The following is an 18,314-nucleotide window of genomic DNA, read 5'->3' as shown; positions in this document are numbered from 1 at the left end:
AAAAAACTATTATTCATTTTTATTATACTTAAATAAATAAAAGCCAATTAATAGTGCCCCTATTAGGCAAAGAAGTGTAATAATAATATAAACATTTCTCATTCCAAATACAAATATTTTATCATTATCAATTATATAGTCGTTAACCTTATACCCAGCCTTAATACTCATAAAATTATATAAAAGTGTTGTAGAAATGGTAATACCTATAACTTGACCTAAATTTCTTACAAGAGAATTTATACTTCCGACAACTCCCAACTTACTTTTGGGACAATTTGACATTATCAAAGCATTATTGGCAGGTTGAAACACAGATTGTCCTATTGATATTATTGATACAGAAATCACGAATAAAATAAGGATAGAACTCTCTTTTAATCTTGACATTAAGAAAAATCCAAAGCTCATAACAATAAGACCAATTAAAATAATTTTTTCTGACTTAATTTTATCTGATATATTCCCAAATATCGGTGAAAAAATGGCTAAAATCAAAGGGGATAATATCATAAATAAACCTGCTTGAATTGGGGAAAGTTTCATAGTATTTTGTAAATAAAATGGAATTAAAATACTAGATGATGCAATACAAATGAATGATGTAAGAGCACAAACTAAATTCAATGAAAATTTTAAGTTTCTAAAAATTTCAAGGTCAAGAAGTGGTTGAGGATGATTTTTTTCTAATATCAAAAATAATATAATAAAAATAATTGATAGTAATAGTGTAATTAATATATATGGATTTAGTAATCCCGTTTGTTGAGCAATAATTAGAGCACTAAAAAATAATGTTGTTCCTAAAAATTGAAGTATAGCACCAGCCTTATCCATTTTTTCTGAAGTTATTTTACTGTCTGGGAGAAATTTTGTATTTAAAAATATTACAATAATACCTATTGGAATGTTTATAAAGAATATAAAGTTCCAATTAAACATTGATAAAATAAATCCTCCTATAGATGGTCCGACCATATTGCCAATAGCAACAGCAGTAACCAAAATTCCTAGAGCTTTACCTCTACTTTCCTTTGGAAATAACTCTGTAATGATTCCATGATTGTTTGCCATGTAAGCAGAAGCACCTATTCCTTGAATAAAACGGCAAATTATAAGTAAAGTTAAAGAATTACTTAATCCACACAATAATGAAGCTGTTGTAAAAATAATAGTGCCTGCTTGAAATATTCTAGGTTTACCAATGATATCTCCAAGTCTTCCGAAAAATAATAGTGTTGAACAAATAATAATTGAATAACTTGCTATTATCCATTCAATGGATGATAGAGAGACATTTAATTCACTTGCAAGAACAGGAAGTGCTACATTTATAATACTAGAATCTAATGTTGCCATAAAAGTCATTGCAATAACTACAAATAAAACTGTTATACTTTTTTTGTTTTCACTTTCTTTAAAAAATTTTGTCATTTTTATTACCTCCTTATTATAATTACTAGTATTATTTTAATGTTTACAATAATAATTACATTTTATATAATATCGATATGAAATAATGAATACAACAACGATATTGCTTATAATTAGCACTATTTTGATAAGAGGTAAATAATGAATGATAAAAACAAATATTTTGACAGAAAAAGTCAAGAAAGTTTCATAGATATTTTTTTAAAAGAGGATATTAAAAAGGGAGAAAATTTTAAAAGACATTGGCATGAGCATCTACAAATATATTATTTTGTTGATGGTATAGCATACTTAGAATGTGGCTTGAGTAATTTTAAAGTAGTATCTGGAAATATTGCAATAGCAAATAGTAATGAATTACATTATTTAGAAAGTCTATCAGATAATCTAAAATTTTATACTATTCGTATTGAACCTAGTTTTCTTTTTAGTAATCAAGTTGATTTGTTACAAACTAAGTACTTAGCACCAATAACTCTAAATCGTATTGTATTTAAGAATTTAATTCAAAACGATTATTTTATTTTAAAATATATTAAAGATATACTTGATGAATATGACAATAAAGAAATTGGATATGAGTTATCTATAAAAGCTAATATTTATCAATTTATAGTATTTTTGTTAAGAAATCATGTTGACAAAATCTTTTCTGAAGAAGAATTTATAGAAAGAAAATATTCTTTAGAAAAATTTGAAAGTGTATTTGATTTGATAGAAGAAAAATACATGGATAAAATCACATTAAAAGAACTTGCTTGCAATATGAATTTGAGCACACATCATTTTTGTAGAACATTCAAACAAATAACTGGTAAGACTACAACTGATTATATAAATGGAGTAAGACTTAATAAGGCTATATATTATTTAAAACAAACAGATTTAAATATGACAGAAATTGCTATGAGATGTGGTTTTGATAGTATAAATTATTTTAGTCGTTTATTTAAAAAGAATTATGATATATCTCCAACTAAATATAGACATGAACATAGAGATGCTTGCAGTATTCTCTTAAAAAATAATAACGAATAACTCATAAATATACTTTATAGAAAGTGTAGTATTTCAAGTTTTTGAATTTTTATAAAGATTGATAAAATATATGATATAAAAGAGTAAAATTATTAATAAAATTAAAGTTGTAAATGAATATGAAAGGATATTGTACCTAATGAAAAATATTTTTTATTATGAAACTAAAATTGGTAAAATAGGAATAGCAGAAAAAAATAGTTGTATTACAAATCTGTTTTTTGACACATCTAGCTTAGATTCTAAAGAATATTTAGTCAAAGAAACCAAAATTATAATAGAAGCAAATAAACAACTAAAAGAATATTTAGATGGAAATAGAAAAGAGTTTGATTTACCTTTAAAGTTGTCTGGAAGTGAGTTTATGAGAAAAGTTTGGAATGAACTTTGTAAAATTCCATATGGAGAAACAATGACTTATATAGAGCTAGCAAACATAATTAATAATCCTAAAGCATACAGAGCAGTAGGGATGGCAAATAGCAAAAATCCTATTTCTATCTTTATACCTTGTCATAGACTAGTAGGTTCTAATGGAAGTTTGAGAGGTTATCTAGGAGGAATAAAGGTAAAGGAATATTTGTTGAAACTTGAAAAAGATAATAAATAATATATGCAAAGTAGAAGTTTAAAGACAATGATTATTAGAGAAAAGTTAAATTCTATCTAAAAAACTACAATAAGTTAAATGAATATAAAAATTTTATATATTTATAAAAAGTTTTATAATAAAAATTATCTTAAAAATATATAAAAATGTAAAAAATATACAAGATTCTACAACAATAGATTTTTTTGTTATTATTACGGGTTTTTTATTGCATCTGTAGAATAAAAGTATTATTATATAGTTAAGATAATTATCTAGGAAAATTTTGGATGATTATAACATATTTTATAAAATATAAATACATAAACTTTATTAAAAAATTGTTGGAATTTCTGACTAATATTAAGAACGTAAGTTTGCTGGGGGATGGTGTATGTGGAAAAATCAAATACTACTGTTACAAGAAAAGAAAAAATTGAAGATACAGGAATGAAATTAGATTATTTATTGAGTGAAGATATTACTTTTTATGAATTATTACTTGAGGTTTTGAATAAAGAAAAAGAAGAGAATTAATTCTCTTCTTTGAGAAATCTTTTTAGATAAGCATTATCAATCATTTTTTCTATAGCTTCTCTATCTTCTTTTTCAAGTGAATATATTTTTTCTAATAGTTTTTTTGTTTTTTCACTGACTGATAAGTTTTCTATGATTAATTTATCTTCTTTACTCATCTTTGTACTTTCATTTACACCCAGTAAATAATCAGTGGATGTTTTCAGTTCTTTTGCCAATCTTACTATAATTTCACTTTTAGGTTCTCGTAAATTATTTTCATAACGTGATAAACTCGCCTCAGTTATACCGACTTTAGTAGCAAGTTCTTTTTGATTTATATCCAATTCTTTTCGTAAATTTGCTATTCTATCTCCTAAACTTTCCATATGTACATCACTCCTTACCGAAATTATAAGTTATTTTTATAAAAAGTAAAATAAAATTACCAAAAATATAAAAAAAAAAGATTAAAATAATAAAATATATTGAAAATTACCATTTGTATATGTATAATATGAATTATACAAATGGTAATTGATAAAGAGGTGATATTCTGAAAATAGAACATAAATAAGTAATAAATATATACTATCTAGATACATTTTATTTAAATATAAATAAATATTTTAACAATGAAATTACCAAATGTATAAAACGATGCTATAGTATAAATAGTTTGATGTTTCAATAAATTTAAATGTTTAAATATACTAGAAATAAATTATATGATATTGCTTCTTATAAATTAAAATAAGTTGAGTAGATGGAGGAATTAATGTGATAATAATTAGAAGTCAAGATAAAACTGATTTAATGCAAGTTAATCAAATTAAAATAAATGATAGTCGAATTTATGTAGTATTTGAAAACCTTAATACTAAAAAAATAGGAACTTATGAAAGCAATGCAAGAGCTATACAAGTGTTGGATAATATACAAAGTTTTATTGAGAATGGAACAAAATATGATTATATAACATCTAACAAAGTTAGATATAATATTAATAAAATATTTCAGATGCCAATTAAATAGTGAATGTGTATTTTATGTTTAAGAATGGAAGCCTTCTTTCCTTATATAGAATATAGAAAAGAAGGCTTTACATCTTTATGAATATTGAAATATTTTTGTTTTTTTATTTAGATTATTCAATAGTATATTAAGGACCAATTAAATAACAAGAATTCTCCTAAAACAGTCAATATTAAATATATGATAGCTTCATTTTTATAAAGAGGGGTAGTTTTTTTATTTATTTCATCATCGATTGTAATAGCAATTTCATCTTGAATGATATTTTTACATATCGGTGCTAAAATAGTATTTTTCTTCATCAAATTAAATAACTTATTTACACATATCCATATTAAATATCCTAAAATAGCTCCTAATGTATTCATCATTAAATCGTCAATATCTGTAGTTCTAAGATTAAATAATTGACAAAATTCAATTGATAATGAGAAACCTAATCCAGTTATTGACATATTAATAATATTTCTAAATTCCTTCCAAATTAAAGGAAGTAAAAATCCTAAAGGCATAAACATAATTATATTTAAAATATATGTTAAAGCACCAACTGAGCTAAATGGTATTAGATTTATTTCATTAAATCTAATAATTTCTCTATACCTTCCTATATCCCAGATGCTCCCAATACCAGCTTTACTAAGTGCTAAGTAAATATATAGTAAAAAAATATATACCCATACTAAATGTATTACTACATTCTTTTCACATTTCAAGTTTTTTCTTTTGATAACAATTATTTGATATATCAAGCATGGTAGTATAGCGCAAAGAAATGAATAAAGTATCCACATAATTGTATTTTATCTCCTTTCAAAATTTATGTTTTAGCTATATAACTACTATATTTATATTAAGCTTTAAGTTTTAAAAATCTTTTAATAAAATCTTACAAATTTATTAATTTATAAAAATATCTTATTAATCTTAATAAAGCATAGAAAACCAAAGTTCCTATACTTATATATGGATGTTTAAAAAATTTTATCATATGCATAAATATTATAAATATATGGAAATAATAATAGTATATTTTGGTAAAATAGGAGGGATTCTATGAAATGGATTAAATGGTATAGTATTACATGTATATGTATTTTTATATTTGTAGCTTTTTGGATGCTAATATTTCCTAGTGAAGTAAAATCGATTGACACTTCATCTGCATATAATTTTGTTGAAAAAAAGGTTCCAAAAAGTGCAGTATATCAAGGATATAAGCAGAACCCAATCAATGGTACTACTACAATTTATTATAATTATAATGATTCAACACATATAGTTAAATTGTCACATCCAGAAGATTATTCAAGAGAGATTAATTGGAATAAAGTTTCAAATATTAGATTTGATTAATAAAAAAGTATCTAAAAAATACAAATACTAAAGAGTTTAAATATGCAAAACAAAAAGATTTTTTAGAGTGCATATATTTAATATACTTAAAGTAATTCAGTCAATCAAAATGATTGGCTGTTTTCTTTATATGATAAAAGAAGTATAAATCTAATTGGATAACATGATTGTCAGTTTCTTATACTAGAAAAATAAAAATTGTCATCAAAACACATAAAAGCGAAAGTATATACATTCATAGCTTGTAAACAATTGAATTTACTAGATTCTAATAAAACGGAAAATACTGATATTTATCTATTAAGATTATTTATTCTGTTTCATAGAATAAATAATCTTACTCTATGATTTTCAAAATTTATTAAAAATATAATTATATAATCCAATTGTGTAATATATTTATAGTAAATTGTAATAATTTTGCATTAGTAGATACTAATATTTTTTAGATTTTTCGTAATTAATTAATAGAAAAATGTATTATAATAATATTATGAAAATTTAAAAAAGTGGGAAAGAGGTAATATTATGAGAAGTGATATAAAAAAAGGAATAGAGGGAGCTCCAAAGAGAGCATTAATGTATGGAATGGGTCTTACTATAGAAGAAATTGAAAGACCTTTAATAGGTATAGTAAATGCACAAAATGAGGTGATTCCTGGTCATCTCCACCTTGATGAAATAGCAGAATCAGCAAAAACTGGTGTTAGAATGAGTGGTGGGTTACCATTAGAATTTCCAGCCATAGGAGTATGTGATGGTATAGCCATGGGACATGTTGGAATGAATTATTCACTTGCTTCAAGAGAATTAATAGCAGATTCAATAGAAGCTATGGCTATGGCACATGGTTTTGATGCTTTAGTACTTATACCTAATTGTGATAAGATAGTTCCAGGAATGTTAATGGCTGCTGCAAGACTTAATATACCAAGCGTTGTTGTGAGTGGAGGCCCTATGCTTTCAGGCAGAAAAAATGGAAAAGTGTACGATTTTAACTCTGCTATGGAAGGTGTTGGAGCATGTAAAGATGGAGCAATGAGTGAAGAAGAATTAGAAGAATTAGCTATGAACTCTTGTCCTGGATGTGGTTCATGTTCTGGGCTTTTTACAGCAAATAGCATGAATTGTTTAACAGAAGCATTAGGTATGGGTATTCCATATAATGGTACTGCCGCATCACATTCTGGAGAAAGAAAAAGAATAGCAAAATATGCAGGTATGTATGTTATGGAACTACTTAAAAATGATATAAAACCTAGAGATATTTTAACAGTAGATGCATTTAAAAATGCAATAACTGTGGATATGGCAATGGCTGGTTCTACAAATACAGTACTTCACTTACCTGCAATAGCTTATGAAGCAGGAATAGAACTTAACTTAGACTTTTTTGATGAAATAAGTGAGAAAACTCCTTGTCTAACAAAATTGAGTCCAAGTGGGAAACATCATATTGAAGATTTACATATGGCAGGAGGAATTCCAGCTATAATGAATGAACTTTCTAAGATAGAAGGAATAAACTTAAATTGTAAAACTGTGACAGGTAAGACTATAGGAGAAAATATAAGAAATTGTAAAATAGAAAATGAGGAAGTAATACATACATTAAAAAACCCATATAGTGAACAAGGTGGACTTGCAATCTTGAGAGGAAATCTTGCTACAAACGGAGCTGTTGTAAAAAAATCAGCAGTTGCAGAGGAAATGTTAGTTCATGAAGGGCCAGCAAGAGTTTTTAATTCAGAAGAAGAAGCTGTAAGTGCTATATTTAATAAAAAAATAAATAAAGGCGATGTTATAGTTATAAGATATGAAGGACCAAAAGGAGGTCCAGGAATGAAAGAAATGTTATCTCCTACTTCAGCAGTTGCAGGAATGGGACTTGATAAACATGTTGCACTTCTTACTGATGGTCGTTTTTCAGGAGCAACTAGAGGAGCATCCATAGGTCATATTTCTCCAGAAGCTATGGAAGGAGGTTTAATTGGAATAGTTGAGGAAGGTGATATAATTTCTATCAATATACCAGAAAAAAAATTAGAGTTAAAAGTAAATGAAATAGAAATAGAAAATAGAAGATTAAAATTTATACCTTTAGAGCCTAAAATAAAACATGGGTACTTAAGTAGATATGCTAAACTGGTAACATCAGCAAATACAGGGGCAGTGTTGAAGTAGTAGATTATGTATAAGAGAGTTAAGTAAAAATATAAAAAGGATATCTAAATGTTCCAGTACTAATAAGATATCCTTTTTATCTGATATATAAAAGATTTAAATCATTATAAATATATTGAATTTCTTACGCTTTAGAATATAAGTATAAGTAAATTTTTACTTTTAATATAATTGTCTAAATATTATTTTATATACAATAAAATATGACTCCTAAAAATAAAAAATACATCATAAATATAAATAAGTAGATATAAGTTGTTAATTTGATTTATAAACTTATCATGAAAGCAAATTTATAATATTTATAAGTAATAAAATTTTTAGGAGGATATATAATGAATAAAAGAATGAAACTAATTCCTTATGAAATAAATGAAAATCTAAGAGGAGCAAAGAATAAGTTTCCCTATGGAATAAAACAAATGAATGCCAGAGGAATGTGGGATGAAGGATATACTGGGAAAAATATTTTAATTGGGATAATCGATACAGGCTGTGACAGCTCTCATCCGCTTTTAAAAGGTAAAATAATTGGTGGCGCAAACTTTAGTGATGATAGTAATGGAAATAAAAATATATATGAGGATTTTAATGGACATGGAACTCATGTAGCAGGAATTATAGCTGCATCTAATTATAATAATGAGGTTATGGGTGTAGCTCCAGACTGTAAATTATTAATAGCAAAGGCGTTAAATAAAGATGGTGTTGGGACATATCAAAGTATAATTAATGCTGTTAATTTTGCTATAAATAACAAAGTTGATATTATATCTATGTCTCTTGGAGGAAATAAAGATGACAAAAACTTAAGAAATGTAGTTTTACAAGCAGTAAAGAATAATATTTCTGTAGTGTGTGCAGCAGGAAATAATGGAGATGGAGATTCTAGTACAAGTGAGTATAGTTATCCAGCCAGTTATGCTGAGGTAATAGAAGTAGGTGCAATAAATGAAAACTATTTAGTTGAAAAGTTTAGTAATTCAAATACCACAATAGATTTGGTAGCTCCAGGAAGAAATATTATATCAACTTATATGGATAATAAACTTGCTATTATGAGTGGCACTAGTATGAGTGCACCATATGTATCAGGGTCACTAGCACTAATTAAAGAATGGGCTAGAGAAGAATTTGAGAGAGATTTAGATGAAGCTGAGTTATATGCACAATTAATAAAATGTACAAGAGCACTTGGAATACCTAGAACAGAACAGGGGAATGGGTACCTATATTTAAATCTTTATAAATACAAGAATACTGGAAAAAGATAATTTATAATTTGACAGTAAAATACAGATATTCTATGTAGTTAATGCAAATGTTGACGAGTTTTTAAGTATAGAATTTCATAGAGATAGACGAAAATATAGAGTAATAAAATTTATAGATATGCCAGAGAACTAATAATTATAAAAAATATGCAGTATTATAGATAGCACATCTTAGAAAAGGTGTGTTTTTCTATATATCTGCATAGTTAAAAGTTTGAATATAGGAAATACAAGCTAAATTAAGGCTAATATATATGAATATATAAGATGATTTGTAATATAAATAAGATGATATGAAAAATATCCTGATTAAAGATTTAGGTATAAGGAGTAATTTTGCAAATAAAAAATGTATAAAATTTAAATGATAAATAATATCAATAACTATTGAATTTCAAATTCAATTATGCTATTCTATATTTAGAAAAATGAAGAGATTTCAAATAAAGAAATCTTTTATTTTTTAGATACTAGTTAGCTATAGGTAACTAGTAATTAAAAATATTATAGGAGGTAAGAATGAGTAAAATATATATTGTTTATTGGAGTGGAACAGGAAATACCGAAAAAATGGCAAATTTTGTAGCTGAAGGAGTGAAGTTAAAAGGTAAAACACCAGAAGTTATAGATGTAAGCTTATTAAAACCAAGTGACTTAAAAGAAGAAAATAAATTTGCATTAGGTTGCCCATCTATGGGAGCAGAACAATTAGAAGAGGGTTATATGGAGCCATTTGTGGCAGAATTAGAATCTATGGTATCAGGTAAGCAGATTGGATTATTTGGTTCATATGGTTGGGGAAATTGTGAATGGATGAGAGAATGGGAAGAACGTATGCAAAATGCTGGTGCTACAATTATAGGTAGTGAAGGAATTACTTCAATGGAAGAACCCGATGAAGAAGCAAAAGATGAATGTGTACAATTAGGTAAAATGTTGGCTGAATAAGTTTATATACTATAGTAATTATATACAACTAATAATAACAACATTATATAATACTAAAAGAGACTAATATTACAATACATAAGAAAATATCCTTAATAAAAATAGATAAAACATTAGTCTCTTTTAGTATAAATCAAATTTATAAATTAATGTCGTTTTTTATCTGGTACAATCTCATCATAAAAAGACAATAATTGTTTGATAACATAAGTTATAAATGTTGTATCTTGTGCAAAACATAGCATACTTGCTCCTGTATTAATCCATGTTTCAATACTTTTCTTTTCTATTGAAGGAAAGATAATAAAGGGCATATTGTATTTTTTACATACTTTAGCAGCTTGAGAAATCATATCTTTTATTTCAATTCTATTCATATCTCCAGAAAATCCCATGTCTAAAGATAAATCACCAGGTCCTAATGCTATAATATCGACACCTTTGACTTGTGCTATTTCTTCAATGTTATCATAACCTGCTTTCTGTTCAATTAACATCATTTTTAATGTTTCATTATTTGCGTTTTTAACATAGTCTAAATAACTCATATTTCCATAATAGAAAGCTCTTTGAGGATTGCATCCTCTTATGACCATATGGAGGATAAGTACAAGCTGATACTGCTTTTTCTGCATTCTGTGCTGTATTAATAAATGGAAAACATATAATATCTGTTCCCATATATATTATAGGTTTAACAAGGTCAGGATTATTGTTTGATAATCTAATTAAAGAAGCACACCAGCATGTGCAGCTATCATATGTTGCTGAATATCTTTGCGGTCTAAAACACCATGTTCACCTTCAATCCAAACAAAATCATATTCTGATAGACCAATTAATTCACTTACAAATGAATCAGATAGTGAAACTGCCACTCCACATAATACCTTTCCTATATTTAAATTTTCTTTAATCATAGTTGTGTAATTTTCTATTTATATTATTCCTTTCTTTCGGTAATTTATTTCTACACTTCAAAGAATACAACTTCAACCTAGCTTGAAGTCAATACTTTTTTATTGACTATTGTATAATGGATTTTTATAATGTTCTTATTCATATAAAATTTTAGGGAGGAAAAAATATGAAATATTCCATGACTGATGTATCAAAAATAACGAACATTTCTTCATCGGCTATTCGATTTTATGAAGAAAAGGATTTACTACTTCCTATTAGTAGAAAACCAAGTGGTGTTCGTTATTTCTGTGAAGAAGATATGGAGCGTTTGACATTTATAAAAGATTTAAAAAAGGCTGGTTTATCTATTAAAGATATCCATGAATGTTTTCATTTTTGTGATATGGGAGACGATACTATAGATAAAAGAATCCAACTGTTCCAACAGTACAAGAAAAACATTAAAAATAAAATACAGGAACTAGAAGATTGTATGGATAAAATAGATGAGAAGATATGTTATTTAAATGAAAAAAAGATGTGTAAAAAATAATTCTTATAAAATAATTAAACTTTTAATTTCTTTAATATAAAGAATAAGTTAGAACTATTTAAGTTTATTGTTTTCAAGACGTATTTTTACATATAATAGAACTATGTTCTATATAGTTATTTCTCTATGTAATAAAAAAGAAAATTATGATAATATATATTAATGTAAGTGGCGAAATATCCTAATTTATAAATATGAGTATTTTTAAATACTATAAATATGAATACTATAAGTTTTTGAATATATAGTTATGTTTTTCTAATTATTATAATTAAAATATTATAATAGAGTTGCTAAATTTGGAGGCTATTGGAATGTATGAATCAAGAGAAAATTATTTGGAGACAATACTTATTTTAGAAAAGAAGAATGGACTTGTAAAATCTGTTGATATAGCTAAAAAGCTAAATTATAGTAAAGCAAGTGTAAGTAGAGCTATGGGAATCCTAAAAGAACATAGCCTTATTATAATGGAAATTGATGGTGGCATTATTTTAACTAAAGAAGGTAGAAAAAAAGCAGAGGAAATTTATGAAAAACATATTTTAATCACTAAATTTTTAGTAAATACATTGGGAATTTCATTTGATATAGCTGAGAAAGATGCATGTAGGATAGAACATATTATAAGCAAAGAGACATTTGAAGGAATAAAAAAATATTTAGACAAAAACTAAGAGGTGAGTTTATGGAGTATTTTAGTGAGTCGAATAATGAAGTACAAAAATTTGATTGGGGAGAAGTTACATGGATACATGAACCATCAAAAACACAATTTAATAGGCTTAGTGCTGGAATTGTAAGATTTTTTCCAAAAAACTGCCAAGAAAAACATTTTCATTTAAGTGAAGAACAGCTTTTATATGTAATTCAGGGGGAAGGATTACAAATTATTGATGGTAAAAAGGTCAATATAAAGGAAAAATCAATAGTTTATTGCCCACCATATTCAGAACACGAAATTATAAATACTGGTAAAATTGATTTAGTAATATTAATCACTTATGTCCCTCATAAATTTTCGAGCTTGAGACAACTACCTATAGTATTTTCTGAAAATACTATACAAGAGCTAATTAATGTAAATATAATTGAAAATATTGCAAATCAAATATCTAATATATTGAAACTTAGAATATCTGTATATGATTCAAAACATAAAGAAATATTTGATACTAAAAAAGAAACTAGATTTTGTGATATTTGTAAAAGTATAAAAGTGTGCAATAGAAAACTTGATAAGAGTATAAATGGTGATAATTTTGAAAAAATGTATGAATGTGAGTATGGTATTTCTAGTTTGGAAATACCAATAGTATTAGAAGAAAATATAGTTGGCTTTATAGAGTGTGGTAATTTTATAATATATAAATCTAGTGATACAGATAAAAATTTATCTAAATTGTCAAGTAATTCAGATATTGATGTAAAATACATAAGTAAAATCTACAATGAACTTTCATTAATTCCAAAGAGTAGACTATATGTGTTAAAAGAAAATTTATTAATGATGTCTGAATTTATTCAGGAAATAGCTAAGAGAAATTTTTTTGAAAATCAACTTAGTATAAAAGATGAGGAGATATTGAAGAATAGAAAGAAAAATATAAAGCTTGAAGAAGCACTTAAAAAAGCAAATATTAAATTGTTAGAAGAAAAGTATATTATCAATCCAATCGATTTATTCAATAATGTTTTACGAGAATATCCTTTTGAATTAGAACTTTCTATAGAGAAAGAAATAAAAGAAATGAATTTAGAAGGTATTTATAATCTGATAGATGCTAATAAATTAATGTATAATGATGTTAGAGATATTATTCAAGAAATGATATTTGTATTATCTAGAACAGTGCTTAGAGATTTAGAAGATTTAAAGCTTATATCTTATCTAAGAAATAAATACAATAAAAAAATATCACTTATAAATAGTAATGAAGATTTATGGGATATATTATTACAATTTTCTGAAGAGTGTATTGATAAGAATAGAGAATTTTGGAAACAAGATAAGAGAGATTTGATTGAAAATGTGAATGAATATATACAAAAATATTATAAAGATAATATAAACTTAAATAGTATCGCGAAGATATTTTTTATAAGTCCAAATTATTTGAGCTCTATTTTTAATGAAAAAAATCAAGTATCAATAACTGAGTATATAAATCTTCTTAGGATAGAAGAATCTAAAAAATATCTATTAAATATAAATATGAGTATTAGTGAGGTTTGTAAGAAAGTAGGTTTTAATAATAGTAGTTATTTTTCACAAATATTTAAGAAATTCAATAATATGAGTCCAAATGAGTATAGAAAAAATATGCTAGACGATAGAGATTAGATAGTATTATGTAAGATATATGTTTTATTGGTTAGATTTATAATTAATATCTTGTATGAATGATATATATTATAAATTCTAAAGTATTGAAATTGCAAAGGTATAGCTGATTATATAAAATTGATTATATTAGATTTTAAAATAGGTAAATTAGATTTTGCCACCCGTTTGCCACCGTATTATAGTTTTGGGTGGCAAACTAGTTTGTAATTCTTTCAAATATATCTACAGTTTCATTTTTCATTTTTTCAGTTACATGTGAATAGGTATCCATTGTAGTTGATAACTGACTATGACCTAAGCGATTTTGTATATCTTTAATATTAGCTCCATTTTCCAATAATAGGGTAGCATGTGTATGTCTTAAACAATGAAAATGGAAGTCGTTGTTTAAAGCTTTTCGAATTTGTTTTACTATAGTGTCTAAAGTGTGGGTATTTACTTGTTGACCATTTTCTTTAGTACATACCCAGTTGCTATCAAAGTAAAATTCACCATATTTTAATTTCATTTTCTTTTGATGTAGTTTATGTTCTTTTAGTATCCTTATTAAAGTATCTCCTGTAAAGATAGTTCTACAAGAACTTTCTGTTTTTGGTTGGCTTAATTCAAATATTCCATTCTTCTTTTTAATCAGTGTATGTTTTACTGTAATAGTTTTGTTATCAAGATTTATATCATCCCATGTTAATGCAATAATTTCTCCTCTTCTCATGCCAGTATAAAATCCAATTAGTAGGACTATACGCTGAAATGAATCTTGAGGAAATATATTCAGTATTTGATTAAATTCATCTAATGTAATAGTTTTAACTTTGCTAGATTCTGTTTTAGTCTTAGCTTTTGGTATACTTACATATTGCATAGGATTTTCTCGTATATGTTTGTAAGGATAGACTGCTGATTTTAATGACCTATGTAATATGTTTTTTAATACTTGTAATGTATTTTGAGAATAATTCTCTTTGTATTTTTTATTTATGAAGCTTTGTAGTATCGCGGGTGTTAAAGCTTTTACTTTGTAAACTCCTAGTTTTGGTTTTATGTGTTTTTCTATGTTTATTCGGTAACTTTCTTGAGTGTTGTATTTACAGTTAAGTAAGACATATTCTTTGTACCAAAAGTCTAAATAGTCTGATACACTTATGTTGCTTTCTTCAAATACTATACCAGAGTTTTCATATTCATTTAGTGCTTCTCTTAGTGCTTTTTCTGCTTCCTTTTTTGTATTGCCACCAACTCTTTCTACTTTTTTTCTTTTACCTTCTACTATCCCTAGGTCAAAGTAGTAATACCATTTGTTACTTCTTTTTCTTAATCCACCTTTCATAATAGTAACCCCCTTTTCAGAATGTATGTTTGTTTTTTATTTATATAAAAGAGCAGAATTACTGCTCTTAAATAACTAGTTTAATTATAAAGATAATATTTATTTTATGTATTTTTCTGCAATAAAGATTAATTCATTTTTTAGCTCATTTATGTCTATTACAGCGTCCATTTTATATTCTAAATAATCTTGACTTCCATTAGGCAAGCGAATCATCTTATGGGCTCCTAGCTCTATTTTACATATCCAATGCTCAAGATTATTTTTATACATTATATTAACTTCATTATTTACTTTTTTATAAGTGATTTCATTTTTATCAATTTTTTTAGATAAAATATCTTGAACTATATTAATAGCCTTCAATTCATCATCAGTAATTACTATATTACATTTATCAATTTTTTCTACAGTAGGAGCTTGCTTTTCTTCTTTTTGTTTTATAAGTTCAGTATCAGTTTTACTTTTTTCTTTCTTTTTGCTATCTTTTACTTTCTTTTTATCATATTCTTCATTATCATTTTCCAATAATGTTTTTAATTTCTCATTCATAAAATCGTTGACAAATTGGGACATAGACCTTTTGACTATAGGTCTGAATTTTTCTACTACATTTTGTGTTTTAACACCATTGTAGAAATCATTTATTATAAACCTAACAAATTCATCTGATGGGTTTTCTAATTGTGAGTTTAACTGGGATTTTATTAGATTTGTATATTTTAATTCTGAGGCTATATTAAAAATAGTATCTATATTAAATGTACTTTTAGTAAATTTTTTCAAATGTGATATTTTGTTATCATCCATATTTAATAGATTTAATACTAAAAATGGCTTATCATCCATCTTATTTTTTTCTTCTAAGTCAGTGAAAAATTTATAAATTATTCCATTTGTAAGTATTGCAAATTTTGCTTCTGTTGCTGTAAAATATCTGAATAATTGCGCATCATGTTTTTTGAGTTTATCTGTAGCACATTTTGCTTCTATTAAAATTAAAGGTTTACCATTTTCAAGTATAGCATAATCTACTTTTTCTCCTTTTTTTACACCTACATCTGCGATAAATTCTGGCATAAATTCTAAAGGATTAAAAATATCATATTCTAATATTTGAAACAAAGGCATTATTAATGCTGTTTTTGTTGCTTCTTCTGTAACTAAACTATCTTTTAGTGTTTCGATTCTTTTGCTGAATTGTTTTATTTTGTCTGAAAAATCCATATAAAATCCCCCTATCTTATTTGTTATAAAGTATATTATAAATTTGTAAATACATAAAATAATTAATAAATTTCATCATAATGTTTATTTTATTAAGTCTAAATTAGCATCAATAATACTTTTAGCTAAGTAGCTAGTTGTTGATGAAAATTTTATATCATATTTTTTTTCATCAAACAATAGATATAGAGCAAATAAATTTGCTTCATGTTCAAGTTTAGAATCAGAAGAGCCAAAATGATTTACACCTTTGTGTTCTAATATAATATGTCCTAATTCATGAGCACAAAGTATAGATTGTGACTCTTCAGTAAAGTTTGAATTTAAATAAATTATTTTTTTACCTAATACATCTGTATAATAACCTTTCATTCCATCTGGATTATAGTTTTTGAATCTTATAGTCACATCAAGTTTTTCGCACAATTCAAATGGATTGTTAGTTTCAAAATTATTTATAACATAATTAACTACATTAGCTATATTCTTTATATCATTTATTCCCATTACTCCCCCTAAAAATATTATTTTTTATATTTAAAACTGATTAGTTTTATTTGTTGTAATAAATCATTTGCAAAATCTATAACTTCTTCATCACTTAATTTTTTTATATTATAATCTCCATAGGCCATAAGTGTTGGTTGCTGGAGAATAAATTTTATGGCATCATTTGCATTATCAAATGACTTTGGTAGAGATTCAGAACAATTATTACTTTTGATGTCTGTTTTACCTAATAAATAATCAACACTTACATTAAAAATTTTTGATAATTCAGCAATCATATAGGCATCTGGTACTGTTTTCCCCTGTTCATAGTAACCATATGCACTTTTACTTAATCCAATTTTTTTTGAGATATCTTCTTGTGTAAAATTAAGTTCTTTTCTTAGTTCTTTTAATCTGTTTTCAAGTTTTTTATTTGACAATATTATCAACTCCTTATATCTTAAATATACAATTAATAATCGTAAAAGTAAAGAAAACAATTTTAAATTGTAGAAAAAACAATTTAAAGTTGACAAACAAGTATAAATTGTTTATTATTAATTTATAAAGAAATTCAGTATAATAAATATATGATTAACTTCATTAATTTCAAAGTGAAATGGGTTAGAACTTTAAAAAGTAAATACTTAAATTGTTTGATAGATATATGAAATTACTTGGGATGAAAAATTTTAATAGACTATATTTATTATAGTATAATGTAGTATTAATTGTAATATTATTGTATAAAAAACACTTACTTTATATAAAGTAGGTGTTTTTTATACAATAATGTTGAGATTGATAGTTAAAACTATATGAATATTTAACTTATCTATTATTAAGGTCTATACAGAAAAGTTTACTAAATAAATAACAGAATATTTTGACATAAATGATTTTATAAATTAAACTTGGGGGGAAGAAACGGAATGGATGAAGAAAGAGTAAAATTAATTGATGATGCAGAGAGATTAGCAAATATAGGAATAAACCAAATTTTAAAATTTAAAGATGCACTAGATATAGAAAATCTAAGATATATAAATATAGTCACGACAAACTTAAAGCCTAATATAAAAAAATAGCCA

General features: G+C 25.4%; 22 protein-coding genes. 12 read left to right on the top strand and 10 right to left on the bottom strand.

All coding sequences use genetic code 11. From position 1 onward, the window contains the following. Positions 1 to 9: 9 nt before the first annotated feature. Positions 10 to 1,434 carry an MFS transporter gene (locus tag ACTG46_RS11010; protein ID WP_479922814.1) on the bottom strand — a complete coding sequence of 475 codons (1,425 nt, stop codon included), beginning with the start codon at positions 1,432 to 1,434 and terminating at the stop codon, positions 10 to 12. 141 nt (positions 1,435 to 1,575) lie between these two features. On the opposite strand from ACTG46_RS11010, the gene ACTG46_RS11005 reads away from it, so the two are divergent. The 3 genes from ACTG46_RS11005 to ACTG46_RS10995 all read left to right on the top strand — a co-directional run bounded on the left by ACTG46_RS11005 (position 1,576) and on the right by ACTG46_RS10995 (position 3,598). Continuing rightward, the gene (locus tag ACTG46_RS11005) at positions 1,576 to 2,472 is read left to right on the top strand and encodes an AraC family transcriptional regulator (RefSeq protein ID WP_479922813.1); all 897 of its coding nucleotides are present in this window, start codon (positions 1,576 to 1,578) and stop codon (positions 2,470 to 2,472) included. Between the two features lie 139 nt (positions 2,473 to 2,611). Further along, entirely contained in the window at positions 2,612 to 3,082 is a 471-nt protein-coding gene (locus ACTG46_RS11000) for a methylated-DNA--[protein]-cysteine S-methyltransferase (protein ID WP_479922812.1), read from the top strand. A 375-nt stretch (positions 3,083 to 3,457) separates the two neighbouring features. Further along, positions 3,458 to 3,598: a hypothetical protein gene (locus tag ACTG46_RS10995; protein WP_065388392.1), complete on the top strand. Its 141-nt coding sequence runs from the start codon at positions 3,458 to 3,460 to the stop codon at positions 3,596 to 3,598. Here ACTG46_RS10995 and ACTG46_RS10990 read toward each other — a convergent pair. Next, positions 3,595 to 3,966: a helix-turn-helix domain-containing protein gene (locus ACTG46_RS10990; protein ID WP_054270470.1), complete on the bottom strand. Its 372-nt coding sequence runs from the start codon at positions 3,964 to 3,966 to the stop codon at positions 3,595 to 3,597. The two genes, ACTG46_RS10995 and ACTG46_RS10990, sit on opposite strands and share 4 nt — an antisense overlap. 391 nt (positions 3,967 to 4,357) lie before the next feature. Between ACTG46_RS10990 and ACTG46_RS10985 the strand changes: the two genes are divergently transcribed. After that, positions 4,358 to 4,612, top strand: coding sequence for a hypothetical protein (locus ACTG46_RS10985; RefSeq protein ID WP_054270469.1), 255 nt, complete (start codon positions 4,358 to 4,360; stop codon positions 4,610 to 4,612). 116 nt (positions 4,613 to 4,728) lie between these two features. Here the strand turns inward: ACTG46_RS10985 and ACTG46_RS10980 are convergent, their stop codons facing one another. Beyond that, the gene (locus tag ACTG46_RS10980; RefSeq protein WP_479922811.1) at positions 4,729 to 5,406 is read right to left on the bottom strand and encodes a VanZ family protein; all 678 of its coding nucleotides are present in this window, start codon (positions 5,404 to 5,406) and stop codon (positions 4,729 to 4,731) included. A gap of 262 nt (positions 5,407 to 5,668) precedes the next feature. Here ACTG46_RS10980 and ACTG46_RS10975 point away from each other — a divergent pair, with 262 nt between their 5' ends. The 4 genes from ACTG46_RS10975 to ACTG46_RS10960 all read left to right on the top strand — a co-directional run bounded on the left by ACTG46_RS10975 (position 5,669) and on the right by ACTG46_RS10960 (position 10,374). Further along, positions 5,669 to 5,968: a hypothetical protein gene (locus tag ACTG46_RS10975; RefSeq protein ID WP_054270467.1), complete on the top strand. Its 300-nt coding sequence runs from the start codon at positions 5,669 to 5,671 to the stop codon at positions 5,966 to 5,968. A gap of 528 nt (positions 5,969 to 6,496) precedes the next feature. Beyond that, positions 6,497 to 8,152, top strand: coding sequence for a dihydroxy-acid dehydratase (gene ilvD, locus ACTG46_RS10970; RefSeq protein ID WP_479922810.1), 1,656 nt, complete (start codon positions 6,497 to 6,499; stop codon positions 8,150 to 8,152). Between the two features lie 335 nt (positions 8,153 to 8,487). Continuing rightward, positions 8,488 to 9,426 (top strand): S8 family peptidase, encoded by a 939-nt coding sequence (locus ACTG46_RS10965; protein WP_054270465.1) that lies wholly within the window; start codon positions 8,488 to 8,490, stop codon positions 9,424 to 9,426. Between the two features lie 519 nt (positions 9,427 to 9,945). After that, positions 9,946 to 10,374 carry a flavodoxin gene (locus ACTG46_RS10960; RefSeq protein ID WP_284182013.1) on the top strand — a complete coding sequence of 143 codons (429 nt, stop codon included), beginning with the start codon at positions 9,946 to 9,948 and terminating at the stop codon, positions 10,372 to 10,374. A gap of 146 nt (positions 10,375 to 10,520) precedes the next feature. Here ACTG46_RS10960 and ACTG46_RS10955 read toward each other — a convergent pair whose 3' ends face one another. Genes ACTG46_RS10955 through ACTG46_RS10945 form a run of 3 tightly spaced genes read right to left on the bottom strand, consistent with a single transcriptional unit; the run spans position 10,521 to position 11,294 of the window. Then, a complete protein-coding gene (locus ACTG46_RS10955) occupies positions 10,521 to 10,922 on the bottom strand; it encodes an aldolase/citrate lyase family protein (protein WP_479922809.1) in 402 nt (133 codons plus the stop codon). After that, complete coding sequence (locus ACTG46_RS10950; protein WP_479924066.1) at positions 10,900 to 11,061, bottom strand: hypothetical protein; 162 nt, start codon at positions 11,059 to 11,061, stop codon at positions 10,900 to 10,902. Before ACTG46_RS10950 ends, ACTG46_RS10955 begins: the two co-directional genes overlap by 23 nt. A gap of 41 nt (positions 11,062 to 11,102) precedes the next feature. Then, positions 11,103 to 11,294 carry a hypothetical protein gene (locus ACTG46_RS10945; RefSeq protein WP_479922808.1) on the bottom strand — a complete coding sequence of 64 codons (192 nt, stop codon included), beginning with the start codon at positions 11,292 to 11,294 and terminating at the stop codon, positions 11,103 to 11,105. Positions 11,295 to 11,461: 167 nt separating this feature from the next. Between ACTG46_RS10945 and ACTG46_RS10940 the strand changes: the two genes are divergently transcribed. The 3 genes from ACTG46_RS10940 (at position 11,462) to ACTG46_RS10930 (ending at position 14,174) form a co-directional block, all read left to right on the top strand. Next, the gene (locus ACTG46_RS10940; RefSeq protein WP_479922807.1) at positions 11,462 to 11,830 is read left to right on the top strand and encodes a MerR family transcriptional regulator; all 369 of its coding nucleotides are present in this window, start codon (positions 11,462 to 11,464) and stop codon (positions 11,828 to 11,830) included. Between the two features lie 314 nt (positions 11,831 to 12,144). After that, positions 12,145 to 12,507, top strand: coding sequence for an iron dependent repressor, metal binding and dimerization domain protein (locus ACTG46_RS10935; protein WP_284182010.1), 363 nt, complete (start codon positions 12,145 to 12,147; stop codon positions 12,505 to 12,507). Between the two features lie 11 nt (positions 12,508 to 12,518). Then, positions 12,519 to 14,174, top strand: coding sequence for a helix-turn-helix domain-containing protein (locus tag ACTG46_RS10930; protein WP_479922806.1), 1,656 nt, complete (start codon positions 12,519 to 12,521; stop codon positions 14,172 to 14,174). 199 nt (positions 14,175 to 14,373) lie between these two features. Here ACTG46_RS10930 and ACTG46_RS10925 read toward each other — a convergent pair whose 3' ends face one another. From ACTG46_RS10925 to ACTG46_RS10910, 4 genes are all read right to left on the bottom strand, one after another. Continuing rightward, entirely contained in the window at positions 14,374 to 15,504 is a 1,131-nt protein-coding gene (locus ACTG46_RS10925) for a tyrosine-type recombinase/integrase (protein ID WP_479916847.1), read from the bottom strand. A gap of 99 nt (positions 15,505 to 15,603) precedes the next feature. Beyond that, on the bottom strand, positions 15,604 to 16,731 hold the full coding sequence (locus ACTG46_RS10920; RefSeq protein WP_479922805.1) for a type I restriction endonuclease: 1,128 nt from the start codon (positions 16,729 to 16,731) through the stop codon (positions 15,604 to 15,606). An 84-nt stretch (positions 16,732 to 16,815) separates the two neighbouring features. Then, a complete protein-coding gene (locus ACTG46_RS10915; RefSeq protein ID WP_479922804.1) occupies positions 16,816 to 17,238 on the bottom strand; it encodes an ImmA/IrrE family metallo-endopeptidase in 423 nt (140 codons plus the stop codon). A gap of 17 nt (positions 17,239 to 17,255) precedes the next feature. After that, a complete protein-coding gene (locus ACTG46_RS10910) occupies positions 17,256 to 17,663 on the bottom strand; it encodes a helix-turn-helix domain-containing protein (RefSeq protein WP_021384833.1) in 408 nt (135 codons plus the stop codon). Positions 17,664 to 18,155: 492 nt separating this feature from the next. Between ACTG46_RS10910 and ACTG46_RS10905 the strand changes: the two genes are divergently transcribed. Next, positions 18,156 to 18,311, top strand: coding sequence for a hypothetical protein (locus ACTG46_RS10905; protein ID WP_479922803.1), 156 nt, complete (start codon positions 18,156 to 18,158; stop codon positions 18,309 to 18,311). Positions 18,312 to 18,314: the final 3 nt, after the last annotated feature.

This window comes from Clostridioides sp. LIBA-7678 (assembly GCF_056716065.1).
This window is presented reverse-complemented; position numbering and strand designations above follow the sequence as displayed.

What these genes read in the sequence shown, in the direction of transcription:
- ACTG46_RS10915 (WP_479922804.1), bottom strand. Translation starts at nt 17,238, where the DNA reads ATGGGAATAAATGATATAAAGAATATAGCTAATGTAGTTAATTATGTT.
- ACTG46_RS10930 (WP_479922806.1), top strand. Translation starts at nt 12,519, where the DNA reads ATGGAGTATTTTAGTGAGTCGAATAATGAAGTACAAAAATTTGATTGG.
- ACTG46_RS10920 (WP_479922805.1), bottom strand. Translation starts at nt 16,731, where the DNA reads ATGGATTTTTCAGACAAAATAAAACAATTCAGCAAAAGAATCGAAACA.
- ACTG46_RS11000 (WP_479922812.1), top strand. Translation starts at nt 2,612, where the DNA reads ATGAAAAATATTTTTTATTATGAAACTAAAATTGGTAAAATAGGAATA.
- ilvD (WP_479922810.1), top strand. Translation starts at nt 6,497, where the DNA reads ATGAGAAGTGATATAAAAAAAGGAATAGAGGGAGCTCCAAAGAGAGCA.
- ACTG46_RS11010 (WP_479922814.1), bottom strand. Translation starts at nt 1,434, where the DNA reads ATGACAAAATTTTTTAAAGAAAGTGAAAACAAAAAAAGTATAACAGTT.
- ACTG46_RS10955 (WP_479922809.1), bottom strand. Translation starts at nt 10,922, where the DNA reads ATGAGTTATTTAGACTATGTTAAAAACGCAAATAATGAAACATTAAAA.
- ACTG46_RS11005 (WP_479922813.1), top strand. Translation starts at nt 1,576, where the DNA reads ATGAATGATAAAAACAAATATTTTGACAGAAAAAGTCAAGAAAGTTTC.
- ACTG46_RS10980 (WP_479922811.1), bottom strand. Translation starts at nt 5,406, where the DNA reads ATGTGGATACTTTATTCATTTCTTTGCGCTATACTACCATGCTTGATA.
- ACTG46_RS10975 (WP_054270467.1), top strand. Translation starts at nt 5,669, where the DNA reads ATGAAATGGATTAAATGGTATAGTATTACATGTATATGTATTTTTATA.
- ACTG46_RS10935 (WP_284182010.1), top strand. Translation starts at nt 12,145, where the DNA reads ATGTATGAATCAAGAGAAAATTATTTGGAGACAATACTTATTTTAGAA.
- ACTG46_RS10940 (WP_479922807.1), top strand. Translation starts at nt 11,462, where the DNA reads ATGAAATATTCCATGACTGATGTATCAAAAATAACGAACATTTCTTCA.
- ACTG46_RS10925 (WP_479916847.1), bottom strand. Translation starts at nt 15,504, where the DNA reads ATGAAAGGTGGATTAAGAAAAAGAAGTAACAAATGGTATTACTACTTT.
- ACTG46_RS10990 (WP_054270470.1), bottom strand. Translation starts at nt 3,966, where the DNA reads ATGGAAAGTTTAGGAGATAGAATAGCAAATTTACGAAAAGAATTGGAT.
- ACTG46_RS10960 (WP_284182013.1), top strand. Translation starts at nt 9,946, where the DNA reads ATGAGTAAAATATATATTGTTTATTGGAGTGGAACAGGAAATACCGAA.
- ACTG46_RS10965 (WP_054270465.1), top strand. Translation starts at nt 8,488, where the DNA reads ATGAATAAAAGAATGAAACTAATTCCTTATGAAATAAATGAAAATCTA.
- ACTG46_RS10945 (WP_479922808.1), bottom strand. Translation starts at nt 11,294, where the DNA reads ATGATTAAAGAAAATTTAAATATAGGAAAGGTATTATGTGGAGTGGCA.
- ACTG46_RS10905 (WP_479922803.1), top strand. Translation starts at nt 18,156, where the DNA reads ATGGATGAAGAAAGAGTAAAATTAATTGATGATGCAGAGAGATTAGCA.